Here is a 21,457-nt window from a genome sequence, read left to right as displayed (position 1 = left end):
TCCTATTCATTAATCATTTTCTTTATTTCTTGAAGCAATTCCTCTGCCTTCTCGTCAGTTCTAACAGCAATAAAAATTGTATTATCCCCCGCTAGTGTGCCTGCAATTCCTTCTAGGTTAAATGAATCAATTGCCTCCGCTGCTAGTGATGCCGAAGCGGAAATAGTTTTTACTATTAAAATCTTATCCACTCTTTCAACTGAAATGGCTGTATTAGAAAAAATTGTAGCTAATGCGCTAATGTTAGCATTTCTATTTTGAGCTACTTGAGCATACTTATATTTTCCATTATGTGAAAGTATTTTAATTAGGTTTAGTTCCTTTATATCTCTAGATACTGTAGCTTGAGTTACATTAATACCTCTACTTTTAAGTTCTTCTGCCAACTCTTCCTGGGTCTCAATTTCTATGCTTTTTATTATTTCTAAAATCTTCTCATGACGTTGTTCTTTCATAAATTGTCTCCTTCACAATCTCTAGATCTTAATATTATTTTTTTTCTTAATATATTAAAATAATCATAGTTATCAAACTTAATGAGTTTACACTTTCTTGAAAGCACTTCAACAAAAACTTCCTCGTCATTATTAAGCTGTAGAAGTTTTTGTCCATCAGAGGTTAAATAAACACTTTCATGATTTGCTTTAATTTTAATACTTATCTTATTATGAGAATCTAGAATTATAGTTTTAATTCCAAAGGAAATTGGACATACAGGCGTAAGAGTTATTACATCTAAAGTTGGATAAATAACAGGGCCTCCTGCTGAAAGGGAATATGCAGTTGAACCTGTAGGTGTAGATATAATTAATCCATCAGCTTTGTATTTAGCATAAAAACTACCATCAATATAAATGTCATAATTCACAACTCTAGATAAAGTTCCTCTACTTATTACAATATCATTTAAAGCAATATAATACTTTTCATCATCTCTTTTAGGCAAAGTGCATTTTATCATCATCCTATTTTCCAAATGGAACTTTTCAGCTTTCAGATTTTTTATAGCATCTTCAAATTCAGACATTTCCACACTAGCTAAAAACCCTAGATGCCCAATATTAACCCCTAGTATTGGTACTTCATATTTTTCTAATGCTCTAGCTACTCGTAATATGGTACCATCTCCACCAAGAGCTATGACTACATCTAACCCCTTACTAAACTCTTCATGGAGCTGTATAGAATCCCTATATATAAATAATTCACTTTCGGGAAAATTTTCCTTAACTACACTACATACATACTTTAATATTTCCCCATCTTCATCTTTATTAGAATTTATATTTATACCTATTTTTCTCATATATCCTCCGAATTTAGTATTTCATGAGACTTAAATACTACATCAGAAATACTATTGGTATTGAATTCTCCTATATAGCTATTATCCTTTGTAAAATATATTAGATACTCAATGTTTCCATTTGGACCTTTTATACCAGAATAGTCTAACCCTATTATTTTTAAGCTGTTTTCCTTCAGAAAGGTAATCACCTTATATAATACATCCATATGTACATTTTTATCCTTAACTACGCCTTTTTTATTGACTTTTCCAATTCCTGCCTCAAATTGAGGTTTAACCAATGCCATAATAGAACCTTCTTGGCTAGTTAAATTTAATACACTTGGAATTACTTTATCCAAAGAAATAAATGAAACATCTATAGATGCAAAATTACATAACTCCCCAATTTGATCTTTAGTTACATTTCTTATGTTAGTTTTTTCCATTGAAACTACTCTAGAATCTTCTTTTAATTCATGAACTAATTGTTCACTACCCACATCTATAGCATAAACTTTTTTAGCTCCAAACTTAAGCATACAATCAGTGAACCCTCCAGTGGATGCACCAATATCTAAACAAACCTTATTTTCAAGGTCTATATTAAACTTTTTTATAGCTTTTTCAAGCTTAAGTCCACCCCTACTTACATAGGGTAAAATTTCCCCTCTTATTTCTATACTAGAATCTAAGTTTACTTTTCTACCACATTTTTTCTCTAGTTTATCATCTACATAAATTTTCCCACTTAATATATATTCTCGAGCCTTTTCCCTTGATGGTACTAGTTTTTTATCTAAAACAAGCACATCAAGTCTTATTTTTTCCTCAATCATAGCTTCTCCTTAGTCTATAACATATTTAAAATGCTACTATATATGCCATCTACATCTAGATTATAAATTTTATATAATATGTCTACATTGCCATGAGGAACAAACTCATCCTTAAATCCAAGATTCAAAACCTTAGTTTTTGAGCTTTTAGTAGAAATAAATTGTAAAACTAAGCTTCCAAGTCCTCCAGTAACTACATTATCTTCAATAGTTACAAATGAAAATCCTTCATCAATGAACTGCTGAATTAAGTTTTTATCAATAGGCTTAATAAAACAAGCATTTACTACAGTGCACTCAATGCCTACTTTTAGAAGCTTTTCCTTAACAATCACAGCATTTTGCACCATTTTTCCAGTAGCGATTATTGCAACTTTACCTTTCTTTTCACTGACAACTTCCCACTTTCCCTTTTTAAAAGTAGTCATAGGAGATAAGTGAATATTGCAGCCATCTCCACCTCTAGGATATCTTATGGCAATTGGATAATTTTGAGTTAATGCAAAATTGATCATAGTTTTCATTTCTTCAGTACACTTAGGACTCATTATAGTCATATTAGGCATATGACTTAGATAAGACAAATCAAAAATTCCTTGATGAGTTTCACCATCTTGCCCTACAATTCCTGCTCTATCAATTGCAAAAATAACTGGTAGCTTTTGTATGGCCACATCATGCAAGATTTGGTCGTAGGCTCTTTGTAAAAATGTAGAGTACACTGCAAATACAGGTCTTAACCCTTGAGCTGCCATACCAGCTGCCATAGTTACTGCATGTTGTTCTGCAATTCCTACATCAAAAAATCTTTTTGGGTACTTCTTAGCAAAACCATCTAAGCCTGTTCCTTCTGGCATAGCTGCAGTTATGGCAACAACATTCTTATTAGCTTCTGCAGCTTGAATCAAGGAAGTTCCGAAAACTGAAGAATAAGACTTGTTCCCTGATGAACTAAATTCTCCACTATCACAATCAAAGGGTCCAACTCCATGAAACTTATGTGGAAACTTTTCAGCATACTTGTAGCCCTTTCCTTTTGTTGTAATAACATGGATTAACACAGGACCCTGAACTTTTTGAGCATTCTTAAAAGCTTTGCTTAGTTCTTTAATGTTATGACCATCAATAGGTCCATAGTACTTTATTCCCATATCTTCAAAAAGCATACCTGGTACTACTAACTGCTTTAAGGAATCTTTAATTTTATTAATGGAGTTTACCACTCCTTTTCCTACACCTGGTATTTTTTCTATGGTTGAATTAAAGTCATTCTTAAATCTATTATATATGGTTCCCATTCTTAATTCACTTAAATATGTAGAAAGTCCTCCCACATTTTTGGATATAGACATTTGATTATCGTTAAGAATAATAGTCATTTTTGATTTATTATATCCTACATCATTCAATGCCTCAAGAGCCATTCCACCTGTCAAAGCTCCATCACCAATCACAGCAACAACATCATACTTATCACCATGAAGATCTCTTGCTCTAGCCATTCCTACCGCTGCAGAAATGGAGGTGCTGCTGTGTCCTGTGTCAAACATATCATACTTACTTTCCTCTTTCTTAGGAAACCCACTCAAACCTCCAAAAGTCCTTAAAGTTTCGAATTGGTCCTTTCTTCCGGTAAGTATCTTATGCACATAGGATTGATGACCTACGTCCCAAATAAGTTTATCTTTATTAAAATTAAACACATTATATAAGCTTAAAGTCAATTCTACCACACCTAGGTTTGATGCTAAGTGTCCACCTGTTTTAGAAACCTTTTCTATCAAGAACTCTCTGATTTCTTCCGCAAACAAGTTAAGTTCATTTATATTCATATTTTTAATTTCATTGAAATCATTATAACTTTCTAAATATTTTCCCATTATATTTATGGTCACCGCCTTTAGAACAAATTATAGCACAACATGAATAAACCTTGTACTTAAAAAATATTCACACTATAACTAATATTGTCTCTCTAATAAAAACTTTGTTATGGATTTTAATTCTTCTGTATTTTTTTCTATTCTGCTTAGCAATTCATAACATTCTTCAGTTAGACTTTTGCATATTTCTTTGCATTTATCTAATCCATACATAGTGATAAAATTAGTCTTATGATTATTTAAATCACTTTGAGTTTTTCCTAGAGTTTCCAAATTTCCTTCTACATCTAATATATCATCTTTAACTTGAAAGGCTAAACCTAACTTTTCTCCAAACTCACCTAGAATTTTAAGATGGTCCTCAGAGGCATCCCCTAGAGCAGCTCCTGCTAAAATAGAAGCTTTAATAAGAGCACCTGTTTTATTTCTGTGCATTTCTAATAGTGTAGCTTCACTAATTTCTTTTCCTTCACTATTTATATCTATAATTTGACCTTTGATCATACCTTCTGCACCAGCTGCTTTTGAGATAATGTTTCCTGCTTTTATTTTCTTTAAATCTCCATCCATGCATTGGTGAAACATAATTATCATAGCTTCGTTTAAAAGACCATCACCAGCCAAAGTAGCAATAGCTTCTCCAAATACCTTATGGTTTGTTGGTTTTCCTCTTCTTAACTCATCATCATCCATACAAGGTAGGTCATCATGTACAAGAGAATAAGTATGTATCATCTCCATTGCAGCAGCAAAAGGAAGCACTCCTTCGATGCTTTTATTATACATATTATAGGTAAGTACCATAAGCATTGGTCTGATCCTTTTTCCACCGATGCTTAAACTATAGTTCATTGGCTCAAAATATGTTTGATGGTTTTTAGGCTTACTAGCAAAATAACTTTCCATCCAATTTTCTATTTCTCGTTTATAAACATCAAAATTCATCTTTTTCCCTCTTTATAATAATTTATTCTTCAATAAAGTCAACTTCTCCCTTATCGCTAAGAAGTTTTATTTTCCCTTCTGCTTCTTCTAGCAGTTTATATAGTTCTCTGTATAGCTTAATGCCTTCTTCATAATTTGTAATAGATTCATCCAAGGTCAATTCGCTACTCTCCATTTGAGTTACTATTCCTTCTAACCTTTGCATCTTTTCTTCATAACTTTCCTTTTTCTTAGCCATCTTGTTCCTCCAAATACTGAATATTAAACAAGGCATTACCATCCTTTAATCTAACTCTAACCTTAGCTTCTTGTTTTAGTGTTTCTAAAGATGAAATAGTTTTTTTATCTCCATCTTGAATTATACTATACCCCTTATTTAGTATAGCCAAGGGGTTGTGTAAATTTAAAGTATTCTCAATACTACTTAACTTATTATTTTTATTATTAACTAAGATTTTCATATTAAAACTTAATTTATTTTTAAGGTTTTCTAGTTTATCATACTGATTTACAATATAATTATAAGGACTATGTAGCTTTAAAGTCCTTAGATTTATATTTAAATTTGTATATTCTCTTTGTATAGTTTTATCCATTGAAGATGCTACTCTGTGCTTATAGCTGTTTAGCTTATAAGCTATCTCTTCATAATTACTTACAACTATTTCTGCTGCTTGAGATGGTGTTGCACCTCTTTTATCACTTACAAAATCTGCAATAGTAAAATCAGTATCATGTCCAATACCAGTAACTATTGGCTTTTTAGATTTCGCTATGGCCCTAGCCACCTTTTCTTCATTGAAGGCCCATAATTCTTCAATAGAGCCTCCTCCTCTTGCTAAAATAATCACATCAATATCTGCCATTGCATTTAAAGTCTCTATGCCCTTCACTATTTCATCAATAGCTCCAATACCTTGAACTAGAGAAGGGTATATCAAAAGATTACAGTTTTTATTTCTTCTTTTTGATACATTAATGATATCTTTTACCGCTGCACCTGTAGGTGAGGTAATTATGCCAATTCTTCTCGGAAATACAGGCAAGGTCTTTTTTCTTGAAAAGTCAAACAACCCTTCCTCTTCAAGGGCTGCTTTTAGCTTCTGAAAGGCAATAAATAGTTCCCCTTCACCTTCTAGTTGCATTGAATTGCAATACAACTGATAACTTCCTTCCTTTTCATACACAGACACTTTACCAGAAACTATAACCTTCATTCCTTCCTTAGGAAGGAAATTTAAGTTAACTGCATTGCTTTTAAACATGACACAATTAATTTTACTAAATCCATCTTTTAGTGAAAAATAAATGTGTCCACTACTATGTATTTTTACATTTGATAACTCACCTTTTACATTTGAGTTATTAAGTATGAAGTCACTATCTATTATTTTTTTTATATAATTATTTACTGCTGTAACTGTAAGTATCTTTGCATACATTTTTTAACCACGCCTCGCAGGTATTTTTCATTAACATAGTTGTTGTCATTGCTCCTACTCCACCTGGAACAGGACTTACGCAAGTTGCTATTTCAATTACATTGTCAAAGTCTACATCTCCTCTTATTTTACCCTCTACTAATGTAGTCCCAACATCAATAACAATAGCTTCATCTTTTACATACTCCCTAGTTATAAAGTTAGGAATTCCTAAAGCAGTTACTAATATGTCTGCACTTTTACAAATAGTTTTTAAGTCTTTAGTATTAGAATGACATATAGTTACTGTACAATGTTCATTTAATAATAAGTATGAAGTTGGTTTTCCAACAATGTTGCTTCTACCTATAACCACTGCTTTTTTTCCCTTTAATTCATCACAACTGCTTTTTATTAGTTGAAGTACACTTCTTGCTGTACAAGGTATGAAGCTCTCTTCTCCTTTGTAAAACTTACCAATATTCACATTTGTTAAACTATCCACATCTTTTTTGTAGGATATACTCTCAGTTATCTTGCCTTCATCTAGTGTTCTTGGTAAAGGAAGTTGTAGTATTATTCCGTCCACTTTATCACTATTATTAAGCTCTATAATTTCCTTTATTATTTCACTTTCGTCCACATTCTTTGGAAATCTTAAAACTTCGTAGTTAATTCCCAGTTCTTCACTAACCTTAATTTGATTTTTGATATAGGATAAAGAGCCTCCATCTTCTCCAATGATTATAGATGCTAAAAAAGGAGCTCTCTTACCTGTATTCTTTTCTCTACTTATTGTTTCTTTTATTTCTGCTCTAAATCTTTTTGCGATATCTGTACCACTTAATTTTATTCCCATACTTACACCTAACTATTTCTTAACAAGATTGTTTAAAACTGCGTTAATGAAGGATGGAGCATTGTCATCACCATAGGTCTTAGCAAGTTCTATAGCTTCATTTACTGATACCCTCTCTGGAATATCTTCTTCAAATAATAACTCACAGGTTGCCATTCTTAAAATTGCTAAGTTCATTTTAGGCAATCTTTCTAGCTTCCACTTAACCAAATATTTTTCTATGGTAGAATCTATTTCTTTTCCATTAACTTGGAATCCTCTTAGAATTCTCTCTATGTACTGAAAATCTATATCTTGTAACTCTAAATCAGAATTTTCTTTAAAATTTTGTATAATAAAACTATAATCTTCCTTATTGATTGACATTTCAAATAATAATTGCATTGCTATTTCTCTTGATTTTCTTCTATTCATGTTGTACCTCCGTATATTATGATATCTAAACTGTGTATTAACATTATAAATGTTGTTTATATAAAATTAAACTTAAAATTTTCTTTTCTCTGTAGATAACTATATTGTATTATAATTTTAACTTATAAGTATATGCTTTTGTATTTTTACCTAAAAAGTAATCTATATAATATCTTAACCATATTTTCATTTAAATTACAGACTTACATATACTTTTACAGATTTTTAGCTACGAAGAAAATAAAAATGAAAACATGGAAACACCCTCTGAACTCAGAGGGTGTTTATTTATTAATCTATTGCCTCTTCTTTATCTGATTTTGGGAGTATAACATTTTGAATATAAATGTTAACACCTGATACAGTCAAACCAGTCATAGTTTCCACTGTCTTCTTTACATTGGTTTGAACCTTTTGCGCAAGCTCAGGTATTTTAACTCCATACTCAACTACTGTATATAAATCAATAATTGCGTTGTTATTTTCTACACTTACTTTAACGCCTTTAGATACATTTTTCTTACCAGTAAAGATTTGACTAATTTCACCAACTATGCTAGCACTCATGCCCGCAATACCTTCTACTTCAGCTGCTGCTAATCCTGCTATTACACTTACTACTTCATCTGAAATTTTTACAATTCCAACTTCTTGTTCATTATAAATATTTTCTTCCATATCAGTACCCCCTTATTTTAATTAGGTAAAAGTTACTAAGGTCATTATATCAGATTAAGAATAATTTTACAAATGTTATTGAGCAACCTTGATTTCTATATTTTTTATGTTAGATTTGCTCATTACTACGTCTTTAATTTGTCTTACTTGTTGGTCACTTAATTCTTTTTCTGATTTAACAAATACTGTAGCTTTTTCTTTGTCTAGTGTACATAAAGCTTCTTCGTAACCTTGAGCTTTAAGTGTTAACTCAATTTCGCCCTCTTTTTCAGTTTGTAGAGCTAAATCTTTATATTCAATTGAAACTTGTGCTTTTTGCTCTGCTGGAACATTAGCATCATCAAGTAAGCTCTTTAAGCTTTGAATAGCTTTAGCTTGATCCTGCTCATGCTTTAAAGCAGCTTCAGTGAAGAAATTGCTCTTTGTTGAAGTTTTTGCAGTTTCACCTACAAATTGATCATCAGTTACATAAAGTGGACCATTTACTTGTGTTGCAAGATACCCAGCAAACACGATTAATACTAAAAGTACAGAAATAATTATAGTTTGTTTTTTATTCATTTTTATTCCCCCCAAATTTTTATTTCTAACACATTATATGCTACTTTTTCATAGGATATACCTGAACTTTATTTTCTGGCAATCCAAATAGTATAGTTACTGCCTGACGAACTCTAAGCTCAGTAACTTTATCACTTGCCCCTTCAGCTACAACACATATCCCAGTAATTTTAGGATTATATTTTTTTAGTATAAAGGGTTGTTGATTGTCTCCCTCATTTGTCATTACTACGGTATTCCCGCCGTTGTCCTGTGTAATTTTTCTAGTCCCTCCTGAAGGATCCTTTTCATCTGTAGTGCTGGTAGAGTCGTTAGTATTAAATGCAGGAATCTGCTCCTCTCCTCCCTCAAAGTAAATCATTACACGAACACTGCCAACTCCATCGATATGTTCTAACGTAGATATCAACTCACTTTGCACCTTTTCCTTATAAGAATTATCTGTGGTAGGTGAGTTTATTCCATCGCTACTTGTCTGAACAGCCTTGTCCTTGGATTTATTTTCATCTGTAGGTAAAATTTCTGGCTTAAATATACTGCTAACAATTACTAAAAGTACTCCTGATAAGAATAAAATCATCATATTTGTCATAAAGTTTTTCCCTTTGTTTTTTGGTGTTTTTTTCTCATCATCTTGTTTTTCTGGTGAAGGTTCTACTAATTTATCTTCCCCTTTAACTATCTTGGTTATCTTATTTTTTAGCTCCTCTAACATTTAAATTCCCCCCTTTGTAATCATGAGTTTTAATTTATTTTGTATACAGAATTTGCTCTGTATATATAAATTTTATTTTTAGATATATCATATTTAGAACTAATATAATCTTTTATTTCAGTAGCTTTTTTATTATCCATTTTATCTGGGCTATCTACAGTAACACTTTCCTTGCCTATTTCAACATTTTTAACCCTTTCAACAGAGCCATCATTTATTCCGATTTCTATGCTATTTATTAGGAATATATTTTCCTTTTTATCATACTGTGCATTAACTTTAGCTTTATACTTGTCTTTTCCAAAAGTTTTCTCTAAATCCCTAATGCATTGCTTTTCTAAATTGTTCTTGAAAGCATTAAGAGTATTATTAATATTGGCATCCCTATACTTCTCAAAATCACCTTCGTATTCTTTGTTTGAAATATAGGCTGATGAGGTTTCTATTAAATTATTGATACTTATATTAGGGTTAAATATTTTAACAATAGGATTTAACATAACAACTAATATTATTAATCCTAAAACAAAATTAGAATATTTTTTTAATGATCCTTCTGGAAGTATCATTTGTACTGCAGTTGTAAAAAATACTGCAGTGCAAATTGTTATTATCCAGGTCTTTAATGCTTCAATCATAATACCACCTGCTTTTACAAAGTTTTATGCTAGTATTAAGCCTTTTCCAGTAGTTGCAATTATAGTTATCATAATAAAGAACATTATAGTCACACTTATTAAACATGATCCTAAAAGAATTAAGGAACTACCAGCGGAATCAATTACAGCAGTAACCTTTTTATCACTAACTGGCTGTAATAATGCAGCAGTTAGCTTGTACATAAATGCCATAGTAACTATTTTTATTATTGGAACTAACACAATTCCAATTAGCACCAGTACCCCTAATACACTTACAGAACTCTTCAGTAACATTGTGTAGCTAGCCACTGTGGCAAAAGCATCAGACAAGGTTTTTCCAACCACTGGAATGAAGCTATCCACTGCATACTTTGCTGTCTTTGTAGTTACCAAATCTAAACTACTTGAAGTTATGCCTCTTATGGTTATTATTCCTACAAAAATTGTAAGAATTATTCCTTGAGACCACAGAGCACATTTTCTTAATAAGGACGTGAGTTTATCAATGTTATATCCATCTGAAATATTATTTACAAACTCTAATACAAAACTCATACAAATGATTGGTATAATAATAGTAGAATATAAATTTGCACCTATGCTACAGGCTGCCATTATTATAGGATCCATAACTACAGCTTCCGTAAAACTACCAACACTGGCAAGAAGTGCAATTAAAACCGGCATTAAGGCTGCCATGAAATTGCTTATATCTAAAATTACATCATGAACCAAATCTACCCCTACATAAAACCCTTTAGCTATTATAGTAATCATCACTGCGAAGCAGGCAAAATATGCAATATTAGACAAACTTTCATTACTAAATGCACTTTGCAGGTTATTAAGCAAGGCACATACTACTGCAATGATAATAAGTCCTCCTATTATTTTAAAAGAGGCTACTACTTCTTTAAAAATATAACTTATCGCTATTTTTGTAATTTTCTTTTCCTGTAAAGATCCTTGTCCATCTTTCATGTAAGCTTCAACAAATTCCTTTGGCGACATATCTCTTAATAAATCATATTCATTTTGCATGTTAGAAATATAATTATACAATCCATTAACTTTATTCATTTGTTCTTGGTCAATTTTTATTTCCTCCGAAGCCTGGACATTTAAGGGTATCCATAATATCATCATCAGAATAAATAATATTTTTTTCATAATATACCTCTACATTATTTTTAATATACTTCTCATTACAGCCATTAATATAGGTATGGCTAAGGTTAATATTAATATCTTTCCAGCAAACTCTACCTTAGCTGCAATACTACCTTCACCAGCATCTTTGCATACCTCACTACAAAAAGATGATAAATATGCAATACCAAGGACTTTAAAAACTGTATCTAAATAAACCACATCTATATTTGCCTTATTGGATAAACTTTGTAAAAAGTTTACTACTATAGTGAGCTTGCTAATCATAAAGATAAAAATCATTATTCCAGCAACCAAACTTAAGAAGACTGCTATGTCATTTCTTTCATTCTTAACCACCATGACAATAATAAGTGCAACTAGAGCAAAGGTAACTACTTTAATTATTTCCATAGTACCCTCCTAAAAATAAAATAGTGTCTGAACCGAGTTAAATAGCTTGCTAATCAAGCTAATTACAAGCATTAATATGATTATCACTCCTGCTAAATTACTTATGACAGCATATTCTGATTTGCCTCCACTATTTAAAACTTTTTCAAGAATTATCATTACAATTCCCACTATAGCTATTTTGAAAATTGTACTCATGTCTAACATATTACCCCTCCTAAATTAAAACTATTGCAATCATGGCCCCAAAGGAAAAACCAAGATATCTATACATCTTAATACTTTTTTCTAAATTACTCTCTGCTCCAATAATTGCTTTGTTTAAATTTTCAGTTACTAAGCTGAATATATCGTTGTGCCCGTCTACATCTAGTTCCCCTAAACTCTTACTTAGATCTAAAAAAATACTTAAATCTTCTTTGGTAAGATTGATATTAGATTTATTTATGTCAATAGACTTCTTAAAGCTTGTATACACATCTACTTCTTCATTACTTAGAAGTATTTTTGATGCATCTACAAATATTTTTTTAATAGTACCTGTACACTTTTCTGACACCTTCATAAGTGCTTCTGGTAGTAAGGAGTGCATGTAATTAATTTCATTTTTTAATATATACACTCCTCTTAAAAGCTCATTCAATTCCTTAACTCTTTTCTTCATTCCTTCTCCATACATAAATCCAACTACAGTTGAAGAAATTAAAATCAAAAGTATTCCCAGTATTTTTATCAAAAACTCTCCCCCCTTACTTTCTCACCTTTAGTAAAATCATATATATATTCTATGGTGGCAATACCCCTTCTATTACTTAAAACCACTGCTTTATCAAAAACTTTATTTTCCATTACTTCTTTAAATACCGGTCTTCTATAAAGGTCATCAACATCAAATCCATGTATAGTAGTAATTAGATTCACTCCTGAATTTAATGCTAGAATAATGCTTTCCATATCCTTATAAGTTCCTATTTCATCACAAATAACTACTTGTGGAGCCATGCTTCTAATAGCCATGATTATACCTTCACTTTTAGGGCACCCATCTAAAATATCTGTTCTTATACCAATGTCCATTTGAGGCATACCCCTAAAGCAAGCTCCAATTTCACTTCTTTCATCAATTACTGAAACATTCTTCCCTGACAAATTAAGCTTAGGAACTCCATAAGAAATTAATCTTGATAAATCTCTTAAAATTGTAGTCTTACCGCATTTGGGTGGAGAAATTATAATAGTATTAAGAATTCTATTATCCTTTGTAATATAGGGTATTATCCTATCTCCACAGCCTATTACCTCTCTTGCTACTCTGATATTTATAGATGCTATATTTTTAATTGTTTTTATAGAGTTTTTATCCAAAACACAGCTTCCACACAGTCCAACTCTGTGTCCACCTTGGATTGTAATATACCCCTGCTTTATTTCATCCTCAAATGCATAAATAGAATAATTGCTCATTCTTTGAAGAATAATTTTTACATCCTCAAGAGTTGAACTATAATTTAATTTTAATTCCTTATTATCGCAAACTAAAAATAAGGGTTTATTGACTTTTACTCTAATTTCTTGAATCTTGTCCAATTTATCGCATCGCTGAATTTCATTTTTTATTGTGTTTGGTAGTATATCCGATATATCTTTAGTTAACATAAACATCATCCTTTCTTACTTAATTGTTATTAAGTAACTACCGTAATTATTACCAAAATATAAATTTATTTTTAAAAATATAAACCCTTTTAAATAATATTAGTTTATTTTTCAGAGTGGCTTTGAAAGGAGATTTGACTCAACAAACTCATCTTTCTTATAATAAAGTTTAATTTTTAGCACAAGACTCCCACCTTAAGAGGCTGGGAGCATTATCTTTCCTAAAGTCATTTGAAAATGGAGCTATTATTACAAAAAAGAAAAAAAGCTAATCGAATTAATTCGATTAGCTTTTTATGAAAGAGTTAAACTCTTTCCATATATTCACCTGTTCTTGTGTCTATTCTAATTGTTTCACCTTCATTTACGAATAGTGGAACTGGAACTATTGCACCAGTTTCAACTGTAGCTGGCTTCATAACGTTTGAAGTAGAGTTACCTTTTGCTCCTGGTTCTGTGTGAGTTATAACTAATTCAACAAAGTTTGGTGCTTCAACAGAGAAAGCCTCTCCTTTGTAAAACTTAATAACAGCATACATATTTTCTTTTAAGAACTTAATTGCTTCTTCAACTTTTTCATAGTTAAGTGGAATTTGCTCATAAGTTTCTTGATCCATGAAGTAGTATAACTCTCCATCAGAATATAAGTATTGCATTTCTTTTCTTTCAATAACTGCTTCTTGTAATTTAGCTGTTGGGTTAAAAGTTGTTTCAGTAACCCCACCAGTTACCGCATTTCTTAACTTAGTTCTTACGAAAGCAGCTCCTTTACCTGGTTTAACATGTAAAAAGTCTATTACAGTATAAACTTGTCCACCCTCTTCAAAAGTTGTTCCTTTTCTTAAATCTCCTGCTGATATCATCAGTGTTACCTCCTGTATAATTGCGTTGTTAGTTACATTTATTATAACCTATTAAAATAAATTAATACCAAACCTTATTTTATGTTAATTTTTTGTCAACCTTTTTATTAGCTATGTACATAAGAATCCAAAAATACTATATTTTTCATAAGTATCCACATTCTTTTTTTCGCTAACAAAATTATTTTACCAAAACTCAACGCTATTTGCAAATATATTATTTTATATACAGCAAATTCATGTGGGTTTTTACTAAATTAATTATAGCATCCACGGATTGCTCTATGGTTAGATCGCAAGTATCTAAAGTGTAATGAGCCTTTCTATATATATCTACTCTATGATTGTACATGCTCTTTATTTTTTCTTCTGTATTTTCTATTATAAGGGGCCTATTGTTTACTTTTAAATTTCTACTAATCAGTGTATCAATTGGGGTATTTAAAAATATAACAACACCTATTTTTTTTAACAACTCCATATTATTGTTGTATATAGGCATTCCACCCCCTGTACTTATAACAGTAGATTCCAATTGAAATAAACTGCTTATTAATTCTTTTTCTAATTGTCTAAAATAGTTCTCCCCTAAAACTTTAAATATTTCACTTATGCTCTTACCTTCTTTATGTTCTATTACATTATCACAATCTACAAAATTCATTTTTAAACTTTTACTAACTTCTTTTCCTAAAGTAGTTTTCCCACAGGTGCTTAGTCCTACTAATATTATATTTTCCTTCATCTTATCTCCTATGTACATTTGTATAGTTTCCTAAATATATTCTACTCAATACTAGGAATCTATTCAAGAAACTATTAATATTTTAACTATTACTTCATTAGTAGAAATTTTACATTAAAATCAGCAGTATTATCCTTTGAGTTTATTGTTATATTTTCAATTTTAATAACTTCCTCAATATTGCATATTTCTTCTAATGTATCTATAGAAGCTTTAAAATCTCCACAATACTTAATTTGTATATCACATTCATTGTTACCCTCTAGGTTTATTTTCTTAATTTCTAAGGAATCATATTTATTAAGCATATTTAGTGCATCGTACAAGGTATACTTTTTCTTAGGTTTTGCATCTACAGTAACATTATTAACTTGTAAATAATAATCGCGAACTTTTCTTTCATAACTATTATTAGTTATACAGGTAACTACACATAAAAAACTTAATAGAATTATCACTACTTTATACTTAATATTTTTCATTTTTAATTTTCACCTTTACTTCAAAAAACTTTTGCTTTTCTTTTTCCATTATATTTGATACATAGATTATGTCACTGTTAGCTTCTAAATGTTTTATATTAACTAAATAGTCATTCATATCCTTCACATCAATTATCATTGAAATAGTATTCTTATCAATAGTTATTTTATCAAGATTTATTGAAGTATTAATAATCTTCTCTTGAAGATACTTCAATGTGTTAATATCTATATTTTTTTCTACAGCATCTTGGGTAGTATCCTTTTTAGTGCTTAGCTTATTAATACTTTCAAACATCAAGCTATTATATGTACTAATATTTTTCATAGCGAAACCAGCCATAATTAAAACTATAAAAATCAGTGAAAAGGTTAAAGACTTATAATATTTTATTTCTTTTTTTTCGATTTTTTCTATATACCAATTTGGAATATAATCTTTACGCATGTTTTACCCCTTTAAAATTATATAATTTAAAAACTCTTTACTATTTACTGCTTTTAGTTTTGTAACAATAAAATTATCTAACTCTATATTTGATAAACTTATATCTAAGGTGTAAATTTTATTTATAAAACTATATTCTTCTTTGTACTCCTCTAAGAACTCTTTAAAATCCTCAGTATAGGTACTCAAAGTTTTATCAAATTTCATAACCCTATTTGCGATTAAATTGTTTTTGTTTACTAATAAAAAATAGATGTTCCTATTGTATTTAAAGGCAATGTAATAATCTTTTTCGTTAATTACTTTAGAAATATAATTAAGAAGATAATTTTGCAATAAATTAATTTTTGTAAAAGTACCACCATTATAGTTTTCCTTTTTTAGCATATGATAATTTTCTATATTTGCACAATATACTATAACATTAATACATTTATCACTTTCTCCAATAACCTTATAGTGAAATATAACATTATCGATATTGTCAAACTTATAGACCAGTTCATTCTTTACTAAATCATAAATGCGAAAATTTCTTACCTTAGGAATAGTAATAGGTTCAATATATATTTCTTCTCCTTCAATAACTATTGTAAGTTTTCTATTTTTTAGCCTTACAAAAAAATCTCTATCTACAAAAGCTTCATTAAAAAGTTTTACATTCTTTATTATAGGATTTTTTCTAAAAGGCACCGCTCTAACTGCATCGTTACTTATTTGTAATAAATAATTTGAACTAATATTAATCTCTCCTTCCTTTTTATAATTTTAAAAAGTTGTATTTAGGCTTTCCCCCACTAATATCTATATAGAATTTTTCTGTAAGTACACTTTGTACAGATGAGCCATCTTGAATTACAGTTTCTATTAAGAATTCCTTTTTAGCACTGTTATATTTAATACTACAATTTTCATAAGTTACTATGGTACTGTTGTTATATACTTTGAAAAATTCATCTATACCTATGATAGTATTACTCTGTCCTGTGATACCCTGCATATTTGTCATAACTAGATTGTTAAGTTGTGTTAAAACATACTCTCTTTGCTTTAAATTCTTATCTTCTTTTAACACATAACTAGCTAAATTTTCATTGTATAACACTAAATTCCCTACTCTAGCAATTATATATAAGCTGAACATTAATATTATATTAGTAATGATTAATGTTAGCACCAACACATTGCCCTTATGCTTCCTCTTTTTCTTATTAACTTCTACTAAAAACTTTTTCACCAGTATTTCCATCCTTAGTCTTTATTTTTATAAAAATTACGTCAAAATTTTCTTCCACATTGAAAGTTTCCACATCATACAATAGTGGTTGGGGTGTAAAGCTAAAATCATTGTTTTGATTTTTAAAATACACATATATAACTGAGCCTTGAAAGACAACTTTTCTAACAGTTTTAAAATATAATTTATGGTTAGTGTCACTAGCACTAAGTCCTTTCTTAATATGTATTTCATTATCTTTAACTTCTACTTCTTCGCTATTTTCTAGGATATCCTGCTGTATAAATCCCAGAGCTTCTTTTATTGCAATATCACTTTTAATATGATTTGAAAGATAATTATATGTGTTACTATGAACAGAAAAAGTTGATAATAAAAGTAACCCCACTAGTGTTATAAGGCATAGTGAAATAATAACTTCAATAAGAGTAAAGCCTTGGTTCTTTTTAATAGTTCCCTTTATAAAACACATAAGTTAAACCCTCATTTTTGTTAATTACATAATTCAATACCACTTTCACTACATCATAATCTTTATCCTTTTCTCCACTTATTATCATATAAGGATATGATGGTTCTGAACTTGTGGTACAAAGACTTATAATATTACTTTTTTTAATTAGATCTATATTGGTATTTGGACTTGTAATATATCTTACATTATCGCCAAAATTATTTAAAACTTCCCCATAAGATAAATTATTTGTCACTATTTTATTAGTAGTTTCTAAAATCATTATGCCCTTGTCCTTAGCTCCTTGTTGATTTTTTAGTTTTAAGGTTAACATTTCAGAAGATATTATAGTAATTAAAGCTATAGAAATGATACTCACGCTCACTATAACTTCTATTAGTGTAAAACCCTTACTTTTTTTCACTGACATATCCTGTTCCTACCTTTAAAGTTATTTGTGCAGCATCATTTGTTCTTCTATTTGTTAAGGTAATAGTACACGCCTCACCGCTACCAATCTTACCCAAGTTGCTTATTTCTATGTCATCGTTGTTGCTGTTAATTTTAATATTATTGGGCAATTTGAAATTCTTAAGCATTCTTCTATTGAAATATAGTTGTATATCGCTTTCTTCTTCATTTATTACAATAATTGATGAGCTACCCTTACTCCTTGAAAAACACTTTGCACTATTAATAAACTCTATTGTATGGTTTACTGTATAGTCCATTTCAAAATTATCCTTAAATTCCTTAAATCCTTTCAGTGACATTAATGAAGCTGTAACTATTATAGAAATTAATGAAATTGTTATTATAAGCTCAATTAGCGTAAATCCTTTTTTCACTTTTAAATTCCCCCTGTAGATAACTTAATCATGGGCATCATTATAGCAAGTACAATAGTACCTACAATTCCTCCAAGGATTAAGATTAGTATTGGTTCAATAAGTACAGATAATCTTTCTAGTGCTCCACTTAAGTCCTGTTCAAAAATCTCATTTGCGGTATTTAACATATTATCTAAAGTGCCATTTTCTTCACCTATATGAACCATTGCAATAAAAAACTTAGGGAAAATACCTGTAGAATTAAAAGCTTCATAAATGGATTTTCCTTCTTCAATGGATTTTGAAGCTTTCTTTATACCCTCACTGAAGAATTGTTTTCTCTCACATTTTATAATAATATTTAAAGCTGATATAATGTCTATGCCACTTCCAAGTAGCATGTACATAGAATAACTAAACCTAGCATAAAATACTTTTTTGTATATAAAACTGATGAATGGAAATTTCACAAGTATGAAGGAAAAATCTTTCATGTGTATTTTTTTTAATGTATAATAAGCTCCAGTAAAAGTTAAAATTATTGCTAACATAAAAACCAATCCATACTTATTTAAAAAGCTTCCCATATTTAAATAAAATTTTGTGATAGCTGGAAGTTCTCCTTTTAGATCAATAATATGTATCATAAACTTAGGCAAGATTTGGGTAATCATAAAGAAGGTAATAACTATAGTTAAAAAAAGTGTAAATGCTGGATAAACTAAGGAGCTAATTAGCTTTTTAGTTCTTTTATAATTTGAACTATAGTAATTCTCCATGTTATAAAAAATTTCTTGTAAATTTCCACTTTCTTCTCCTATATAAACCATCTCTCTGAAGAAGGGAGGAAATACCATAGGAAATTTCTCTAAGGTCTCTGAAAAAGTATTTCCTATTTGGATGTTTTCTTTAATATTATTTAGACCTTTAGATAAGCTTTTATTCTTGAACTGATAACATATTAAATTTAATATGTCACAAATATTCATGCCACCTTTTAAAGAAGTGCTCATATATTTGCAAAATAGGGCTATATCCTTGTGAGAAGTCCTTTTAGTGAAGTTCATGAGCTCAAATTCTATAGTTTTCCTATAACTTATACAAAATAGCTTTTCCCCTTTTAATAATTTAACTAGTTCTTCAGGATTTTTGGCAATCTTATTCCCTCTAACATAGTTGCCATCTATATTTGTAGCTACATATTTATACTGCATAATTTGCCTCCATAAACTGCTTCAGGTTAAATTCTTGGAGATTACATAAGTATTCTTCAACTGTTGTATCTCCATTAGTAACTAGCTGTCTAAAGTAATCTCTTAGAGGTATCATTCCATTATTAATAGAGTACTTTCGTAAGTCTTCACTGTTGTGACTACTACAAATAATTCTTCTATGATTCTCATTAATTAACATAATTTCATAGGCCACTATTCTTCCTTTATATCCTGTTCCATTGCATTTTACGCACCCTGCGCCCCTATGAAGTTGTTGTTTCTCATTTAAATTTAAAATTAGCCTTTCACTATTATTGGGTTTATAACTTTCTTTGCAATAATTACATATTCTTCTTGCTAATCGTTGTGCAACCACCGCTAATATGGAGTCGCTGATAAGATATGTTGGTATATTCATATCAACTAACCTGTTTATGGTGCTTGCGGCATCATTTGTGTGAAGGGTCGTTAGCACTAAGTGCCCTGTTAGAGCGGCACGAATTGCTGTTTCAGCAGTTGCTTCATCAATTATCTCACCAACCATAATTACATCAGGATCTTGTCTTAAAATTGTCCTTAGTGTATTTGCAAAAGTTAATCCACTTTGATTATTCACCTGCACTTGATTTATACCCTCTAGATGGTACTCCACTGGTTCTTCAACAGTAACTAAGTTTCTATTAACAGTATTAATCTCTTTTAACATTGAGTATAGTGTGGTGGTTTTGCCACTACCTGTTGGCCCCGTAATTAAGATAAGGCCTTGTCTATTTTTTAATAACTCCTCTAAAAGATTGCAGCCTTTTGGTGTAAAACCTAAATTACTGAGGGTTAGAGCTGTATCATTTCTATGCAAAACTCTTATAACAAACTTTTCTCCATTTATAGTTGGAAGGGAAGATACCCTAAAGTCATATTCATTTTCATTAATTACTTTAGAAAACTTTCCATCTTGTGGTGAGTATTTTATTGTTATATTCATTCTTGAAATAATTTTAATTCTTGTAGTTACAGCATCATATATAGATTTGGGATACACATTAAACTCTTCTAGTTCTCCATCAACTCTAAACCTTACAAAAATATTATTTTTAAATGGTTCTATATGTATATCACTAGCACCCTTAGCTACCCCATTGAAAATAATAGAATCCACAAGGTTTATAACTGGTCCACTTAATAACTTTGTTTTATCTTTTTCCTCCTCACTACTATTTTTACTTAATTTTTTTTCACACTTAAACTCCTGTAAGACTTTATTTGTATAATCCTTTTCGTAATAATAGTTTATAAAATTAATAATTTGTGATTTATCAGCTATAAAATAATTTATCTCCTTTTTCACCTTGAATCTCAACTTATTAACATCACTTTTGTCCAATGGCCTTGTTGTAGCTAAGCATAAAACGTTTTCCTGAATCTTGTAAGGAAATATCATATACTTTTCACAACATTCCTTAGTTAAACACTGAATTGCTTCTTCATCAATTTTTTCATTATCTAAATCTAAATAAAAGTTTATATCTTCCAACATCCTCTCCATCTCCCTTCTAAAAAGCCCTTTTTCAACGCAATCAAACTTTATTAGAATAATATATTTAACTGTTTAAAAGTTTGTCCTTATATTTTTATAATAAACCTGAAGTTTGTAAATAAATTATTAACTGTTTAATGTAATTTTGTAACTAGTTCAAATTACTTTAGTTCTTTGCAAACTCTCT

Annotated in this window: 29 protein-coding genes; all 29 read right to left on the bottom strand. The window is 29.9% G+C overall.

Features of this window, described 5'->3' with window-relative positions; translation table 11 throughout:
- Positions 1–2 precede the first annotated feature (2 nt).
- The 29 genes from C661_RS0112785 to C661_RS0112645 all read right to left on the bottom strand — a co-directional run bounded on the left by C661_RS0112785 (position 3) and on the right by C661_RS0112645 (position 21,270).
- Entirely contained in the window at positions 3–455 is a 453-nt protein-coding gene (locus C661_RS0112785) for an arginine repressor (protein ID WP_017415721.1), read from the bottom strand.
- The gene (locus C661_RS0112780; RefSeq protein ID WP_017415720.1) at positions 452–1,306 is read right to left on the bottom strand and encodes an NAD(+)/NADH kinase; all 855 of its coding nucleotides are present in this window, start codon (positions 1,304–1,306) and stop codon (positions 452–454) included. The genes C661_RS0112785 and C661_RS0112780 overlap by 4 nt, the downstream gene beginning before the upstream one ends.
- Complete coding sequence (locus C661_RS0112775) at positions 1,303–2,127, bottom strand: TlyA family RNA methyltransferase (protein WP_017415719.1); 825 nt, start codon at positions 2,125–2,127, stop codon at positions 1,303–1,305. Before C661_RS0112775 ends, C661_RS0112780 begins: the two co-directional genes overlap by 4 nt.
- 14 nt (positions 2,128–2,141) lie before the next feature.
- Positions 2,142–4,007 (bottom strand): 1-deoxy-D-xylulose-5-phosphate synthase, encoded by a 1,866-nt coding sequence (gene dxs, locus C661_RS0112770; RefSeq protein ID WP_017415718.1) that lies wholly within the window; start codon positions 4,005–4,007, stop codon positions 2,142–2,144.
- 81 nt (positions 4,008–4,088) lie between these two features.
- Complete coding sequence (locus C661_RS0112765) at positions 4,089–4,955, bottom strand: polyprenyl synthetase family protein (RefSeq protein ID WP_017415717.1); 867 nt, start codon at positions 4,953–4,955, stop codon at positions 4,089–4,091.
- 22 nt (positions 4,956–4,977) lie between these two features.
- Positions 4,978–5,193 (bottom strand): exodeoxyribonuclease VII small subunit, encoded by a 216-nt coding sequence (locus C661_RS0112760; protein ID WP_017415716.1) that lies wholly within the window; start codon positions 5,191–5,193, stop codon positions 4,978–4,980.
- On the bottom strand, positions 5,186–6,397 hold the full coding sequence (xseA, locus tag C661_RS0112755) for an exodeoxyribonuclease VII large subunit (protein ID WP_026051050.1): 1,212 nt from the start codon (positions 6,395–6,397) through the stop codon (positions 5,186–5,188). The genes C661_RS0112760 and xseA overlap by 8 nt, the downstream gene beginning before the upstream one ends.
- Positions 6,360–7,235 (bottom strand): bifunctional 5,10-methylenetetrahydrofolate dehydrogenase/5,10-methenyltetrahydrofolate cyclohydrolase, encoded by an 876-nt coding sequence (locus tag C661_RS0112750; protein WP_017415714.1) that lies wholly within the window; start codon positions 7,233–7,235, stop codon positions 6,360–6,362. The genes xseA and C661_RS0112750 overlap by 38 nt, the downstream gene beginning before the upstream one ends.
- A 12-nt stretch (positions 7,236–7,247) precedes the next feature.
- A complete protein-coding gene (gene nusB, locus C661_RS0112745; protein WP_017415713.1) occupies positions 7,248–7,649 on the bottom strand; it encodes a transcription antitermination factor NusB in 402 nt (133 codons plus the stop codon).
- Positions 7,650–7,940: 291 nt separating this feature from the next.
- Positions 7,941–8,327 (bottom strand): Asp23/Gls24 family envelope stress response protein, encoded by a 387-nt coding sequence (locus tag C661_RS0112740; RefSeq protein WP_017415712.1) that lies wholly within the window; start codon positions 8,325–8,327, stop codon positions 7,941–7,943.
- A gap of 75 nt (positions 8,328–8,402) precedes the next feature.
- The gene (locus C661_RS0112735; protein ID WP_017415711.1) at positions 8,403–8,888 is read right to left on the bottom strand and encodes a SpoIIIAH-like family protein; all 486 of its coding nucleotides are present in this window, start codon (positions 8,886–8,888) and stop codon (positions 8,403–8,405) included.
- 40 nt (positions 8,889–8,928) lie between these two features.
- A complete protein-coding gene (gene spoIIIAG, locus C661_RS0112730) occupies positions 8,929–9,603 on the bottom strand; it encodes a stage III sporulation protein AG (RefSeq protein WP_017415710.1) in 675 nt (224 codons plus the stop codon).
- A 29-nt stretch (positions 9,604–9,632) separates the two neighbouring features.
- The gene (gene spoIIIAF / locus C661_RS0112725; RefSeq protein WP_017415709.1) at positions 9,633–10,241 is read right to left on the bottom strand and encodes a stage III sporulation protein AF; all 609 of its coding nucleotides are present in this window, start codon (positions 10,239–10,241) and stop codon (positions 9,633–9,635) included.
- 24 nt (positions 10,242–10,265) lie between these two features.
- Positions 10,266–11,414 (bottom strand): stage III sporulation protein AE, encoded by a 1,149-nt coding sequence (spoIIIAE, locus tag C661_RS0112720; protein ID WP_017415708.1) that lies wholly within the window; start codon positions 11,412–11,414, stop codon positions 10,266–10,268.
- 9 nt (positions 11,415–11,423) lie between these two features.
- A complete protein-coding gene (gene spoIIIAD, locus C661_RS0112715) occupies positions 11,424–11,807 on the bottom strand; it encodes a stage III sporulation protein AD (protein ID WP_017415707.1) in 384 nt (127 codons plus the stop codon).
- Between the two features lie 9 nt (positions 11,808–11,816).
- Entirely contained in the window at positions 11,817–12,014 is a 198-nt protein-coding gene (gene spoIIIAC, locus C661_RS0112710; protein ID WP_017415706.1) for a stage III sporulation protein AC, read from the bottom strand.
- A gap of 10 nt (positions 12,015–12,024) precedes the next feature.
- Positions 12,025–12,543, bottom strand: a complete 519-nt coding sequence (gene spoIIIAB / locus C661_RS0112705; protein ID WP_017415705.1) for a stage III sporulation protein SpoIIIAB — start codon at positions 12,541–12,543, stop codon at positions 12,025–12,027.
- Positions 12,540–13,463: a stage III sporulation protein AA gene (gene spoIIIAA / locus C661_RS0112700; RefSeq protein ID WP_017415704.1), complete on the bottom strand. Its 924-nt coding sequence runs from the start codon at positions 13,461–13,463 to the stop codon at positions 12,540–12,542. Before spoIIIAA ends, spoIIIAB begins: the two co-directional genes overlap by 4 nt.
- A 305-nt stretch (positions 13,464–13,768) precedes the next feature.
- Entirely contained in the window at positions 13,769–14,326 is a 558-nt protein-coding gene (efp, locus tag C661_RS0112695; RefSeq protein ID WP_017415703.1) for an elongation factor P, read from the bottom strand.
- 217 nt (positions 14,327–14,543) lie between these two features.
- Positions 14,544–15,071, bottom strand: coding sequence for a shikimate kinase (locus tag C661_RS0112690; protein ID WP_017415702.1), 528 nt, complete (start codon positions 15,069–15,071; stop codon positions 14,544–14,546).
- 89 nt (positions 15,072–15,160) lie between these two features.
- The gene (locus C661_RS0112685) at positions 15,161–15,553 is read right to left on the bottom strand and encodes a hypothetical protein (protein ID WP_017415701.1); all 393 of its coding nucleotides are present in this window, start codon (positions 15,551–15,553) and stop codon (positions 15,161–15,163) included.
- The gene (locus C661_RS0112680; RefSeq protein WP_017415700.1) at positions 15,540–16,001 is read right to left on the bottom strand and encodes a hypothetical protein; all 462 of its coding nucleotides are present in this window, start codon (positions 15,999–16,001) and stop codon (positions 15,540–15,542) included. Before C661_RS0112680 ends, C661_RS0112685 begins: the two co-directional genes overlap by 14 nt.
- A gap of 3 nt (positions 16,002–16,004) precedes the next feature.
- Positions 16,005–16,694, bottom strand: a complete 690-nt coding sequence (locus tag C661_RS0112675) for a hypothetical protein (RefSeq protein ID WP_017415699.1) — start codon at positions 16,692–16,694, stop codon at positions 16,005–16,007.
- Positions 16,695–16,761: 67 nt separating this feature from the next.
- Positions 16,762–17,238 (bottom strand): hypothetical protein, encoded by a 477-nt coding sequence (locus tag C661_RS0112670; protein WP_017415698.1) that lies wholly within the window; start codon positions 17,236–17,238, stop codon positions 16,762–16,764.
- Complete coding sequence (locus C661_RS21840) at positions 17,213–17,710, bottom strand: prepilin-type N-terminal cleavage/methylation domain-containing protein (protein ID WP_017415697.1); 498 nt, start codon at positions 17,708–17,710, stop codon at positions 17,213–17,215. The genes C661_RS0112670 and C661_RS21840 overlap by 26 nt, the downstream gene beginning before the upstream one ends.
- Complete coding sequence (locus tag C661_RS0112660) at positions 17,685–18,122, bottom strand: prepilin-type N-terminal cleavage/methylation domain-containing protein (RefSeq protein ID WP_017415696.1); 438 nt, start codon at positions 18,120–18,122, stop codon at positions 17,685–17,687. The genes C661_RS21840 and C661_RS0112660 overlap by 26 nt, the downstream gene beginning before the upstream one ends.
- Positions 18,103–18,540 carry a prepilin-type N-terminal cleavage/methylation domain-containing protein gene (locus C661_RS0112655; protein WP_017415695.1) on the bottom strand — a complete coding sequence of 146 codons (438 nt, stop codon included), beginning with the start codon at positions 18,538–18,540 and terminating at the stop codon, positions 18,103–18,105. The genes C661_RS0112660 and C661_RS0112655 overlap by 20 nt, the downstream gene beginning before the upstream one ends.
- A 2-nt stretch (positions 18,541–18,542) precedes the next feature.
- The gene (locus C661_RS0112650; RefSeq protein WP_017415694.1) at positions 18,543–19,736 is read right to left on the bottom strand and encodes a type II secretion system F family protein; all 1,194 of its coding nucleotides are present in this window, start codon (positions 19,734–19,736) and stop codon (positions 18,543–18,545) included.
- A complete protein-coding gene (locus tag C661_RS0112645; protein WP_017415693.1) occupies positions 19,726–21,270 on the bottom strand; it encodes a GspE/PulE family protein in 1,545 nt (514 codons plus the stop codon). Before C661_RS0112645 ends, C661_RS0112650 begins: the two co-directional genes overlap by 11 nt.
- Positions 21,271–21,457 lie beyond the last annotated feature (187 nt).

The sequence above is a fragment of the Clostridium tunisiense TJ genome, assembly GCF_000300195.1.
Classification (GTDB): domain Bacteria; phylum Bacillota; class Clostridia; order Clostridiales; family Clostridiaceae; genus Clostridium_J; species Clostridium_J tunisiense.
The sequence above is the reverse complement of the archived record's forward strand: the minus strand, read 5'-3'. Positions and strand labels throughout refer to the sequence as shown.

What these genes read in the sequence shown, in the direction of transcription:
- C661_RS0112785 (WP_017415721.1), bottom strand. Translation starts at nt 455, where the DNA reads ATGAAAGAACAACGTCATGAGAAGATTTTAGAAATAATAAAAAGCATA.
- C661_RS0112780 (WP_017415720.1), bottom strand. Translation starts at nt 1,306, where the DNA reads ATGAGAAAAATAGGTATAAATATAAATTCTAATAAAGATGAAGATGGG.
- C661_RS0112775 (WP_017415719.1), bottom strand. Translation starts at nt 2,127, where the DNA reads ATGATTGAGGAAAAAATAAGACTTGATGTGCTTGTTTTAGATAAAAAA.
- dxs (WP_017415718.1), bottom strand. Translation starts at nt 4,007, where the DNA reads ATGGGAAAATATTTAGAAAGTTATAATGATTTCAATGAAATTAAAAAT.
- C661_RS0112765 (WP_017415717.1), bottom strand. Translation starts at nt 4,955, where the DNA reads ATGAATTTTGATGTTTATAAACGAGAAATAGAAAATTGGATGGAAAGT.
- C661_RS0112760 (WP_017415716.1), bottom strand. Translation starts at nt 5,193, where the DNA reads ATGGCTAAGAAAAAGGAAAGTTATGAAGAAAAGATGCAAAGGTTAGAA.
- xseA (WP_026051050.1), bottom strand. Translation starts at nt 6,397, where the DNA reads ATGTATGCAAAGATACTTACAGTTACAGCAGTAAATAATTATATAAAA.
- C661_RS0112750 (WP_017415714.1), bottom strand. Translation starts at nt 7,235, where the DNA reads ATGGGAATAAAATTAAGTGGTACAGATATCGCAAAAAGATTTAGAGCA.
- nusB (WP_017415713.1), bottom strand. Translation starts at nt 7,649, where the DNA reads ATGAATAGAAGAAAATCAAGAGAAATAGCAATGCAATTATTATTTGAA.
- C661_RS0112740 (WP_017415712.1), bottom strand. Translation starts at nt 8,327, where the DNA reads ATGGAAGAAAATATTTATAATGAACAAGAAGTTGGAATTGTAAAAATT.
- C661_RS0112735 (WP_017415711.1), bottom strand. Translation starts at nt 8,888, where the DNA reads ATGAATAAAAAACAAACTATAATTATTTCTGTACTTTTAGTATTAATC.
- spoIIIAG (WP_017415710.1), bottom strand. Translation starts at nt 9,603, where the DNA reads ATGTTAGAGGAGCTAAAAAATAAGATAACCAAGATAGTTAAAGGGGAA.
- spoIIIAF (WP_017415709.1), bottom strand. Translation starts at nt 10,241, where the DNA reads ATGATTGAAGCATTAAAGACCTGGATAATAACAATTTGCACTGCAGTA.
- spoIIIAE (WP_017415708.1), bottom strand. Translation starts at nt 11,414, where the DNA reads ATGAAAAAAATATTATTTATTCTGATGATGATATTATGGATACCCTTA.
- spoIIIAD (WP_017415707.1), bottom strand. Translation starts at nt 11,807, where the DNA reads ATGGAAATAATTAAAGTAGTTACCTTTGCTCTAGTTGCACTTATTATT.
- spoIIIAC (WP_017415706.1), bottom strand. Translation starts at nt 12,014, where the DNA reads ATGTTAGACATGAGTACAATTTTCAAAATAGCTATAGTGGGAATTGTA.
- spoIIIAA (WP_017415704.1), bottom strand. Translation starts at nt 13,463, where the DNA reads ATGTTAACTAAAGATATATCGGATATACTACCAAACACAATAAAAAAT.
- efp (WP_017415703.1), bottom strand. Translation starts at nt 14,326, where the DNA reads ATGATATCAGCAGGAGATTTAAGAAAAGGAACAACTTTTGAAGAGGGT.
- C661_RS0112690 (WP_017415702.1), bottom strand. Translation starts at nt 15,071, where the DNA reads ATGAAGGAAAATATAATATTAGTAGGACTAAGCACCTGTGGGAAAACT.
- C661_RS0112685 (WP_017415701.1), bottom strand. Translation starts at nt 15,553, where the DNA reads ATGAAAAATATTAAGTATAAAGTAGTGATAATTCTATTAAGTTTTTTA.
- C661_RS0112680 (WP_017415700.1), bottom strand. Translation starts at nt 16,001, where the DNA reads ATGCGTAAAGATTATATTCCAAATTGGTATATAGAAAAAATCGAAAAA.
- C661_RS21840 (WP_017415697.1), bottom strand. Translation starts at nt 17,710, where the DNA reads ATGTGTTTTATAAAGGGAACTATTAAAAAGAACCAAGGCTTTACTCTT.
- C661_RS0112660 (WP_017415696.1), bottom strand. Translation starts at nt 18,122, where the DNA reads ATGTCAGTGAAAAAAAGTAAGGGTTTTACACTAATAGAAGTTATAGTG.
- C661_RS0112650 (WP_017415694.1), bottom strand. Translation starts at nt 19,736, where the DNA reads ATGCAGTATAAATATGTAGCTACAAATATAGATGGCAACTATGTTAGA.
- C661_RS0112645 (WP_017415693.1), bottom strand. Translation starts at nt 21,270, where the DNA reads ATGTTGGAAGATATAAACTTTTATTTAGATTTAGATAATGAAAAAATT.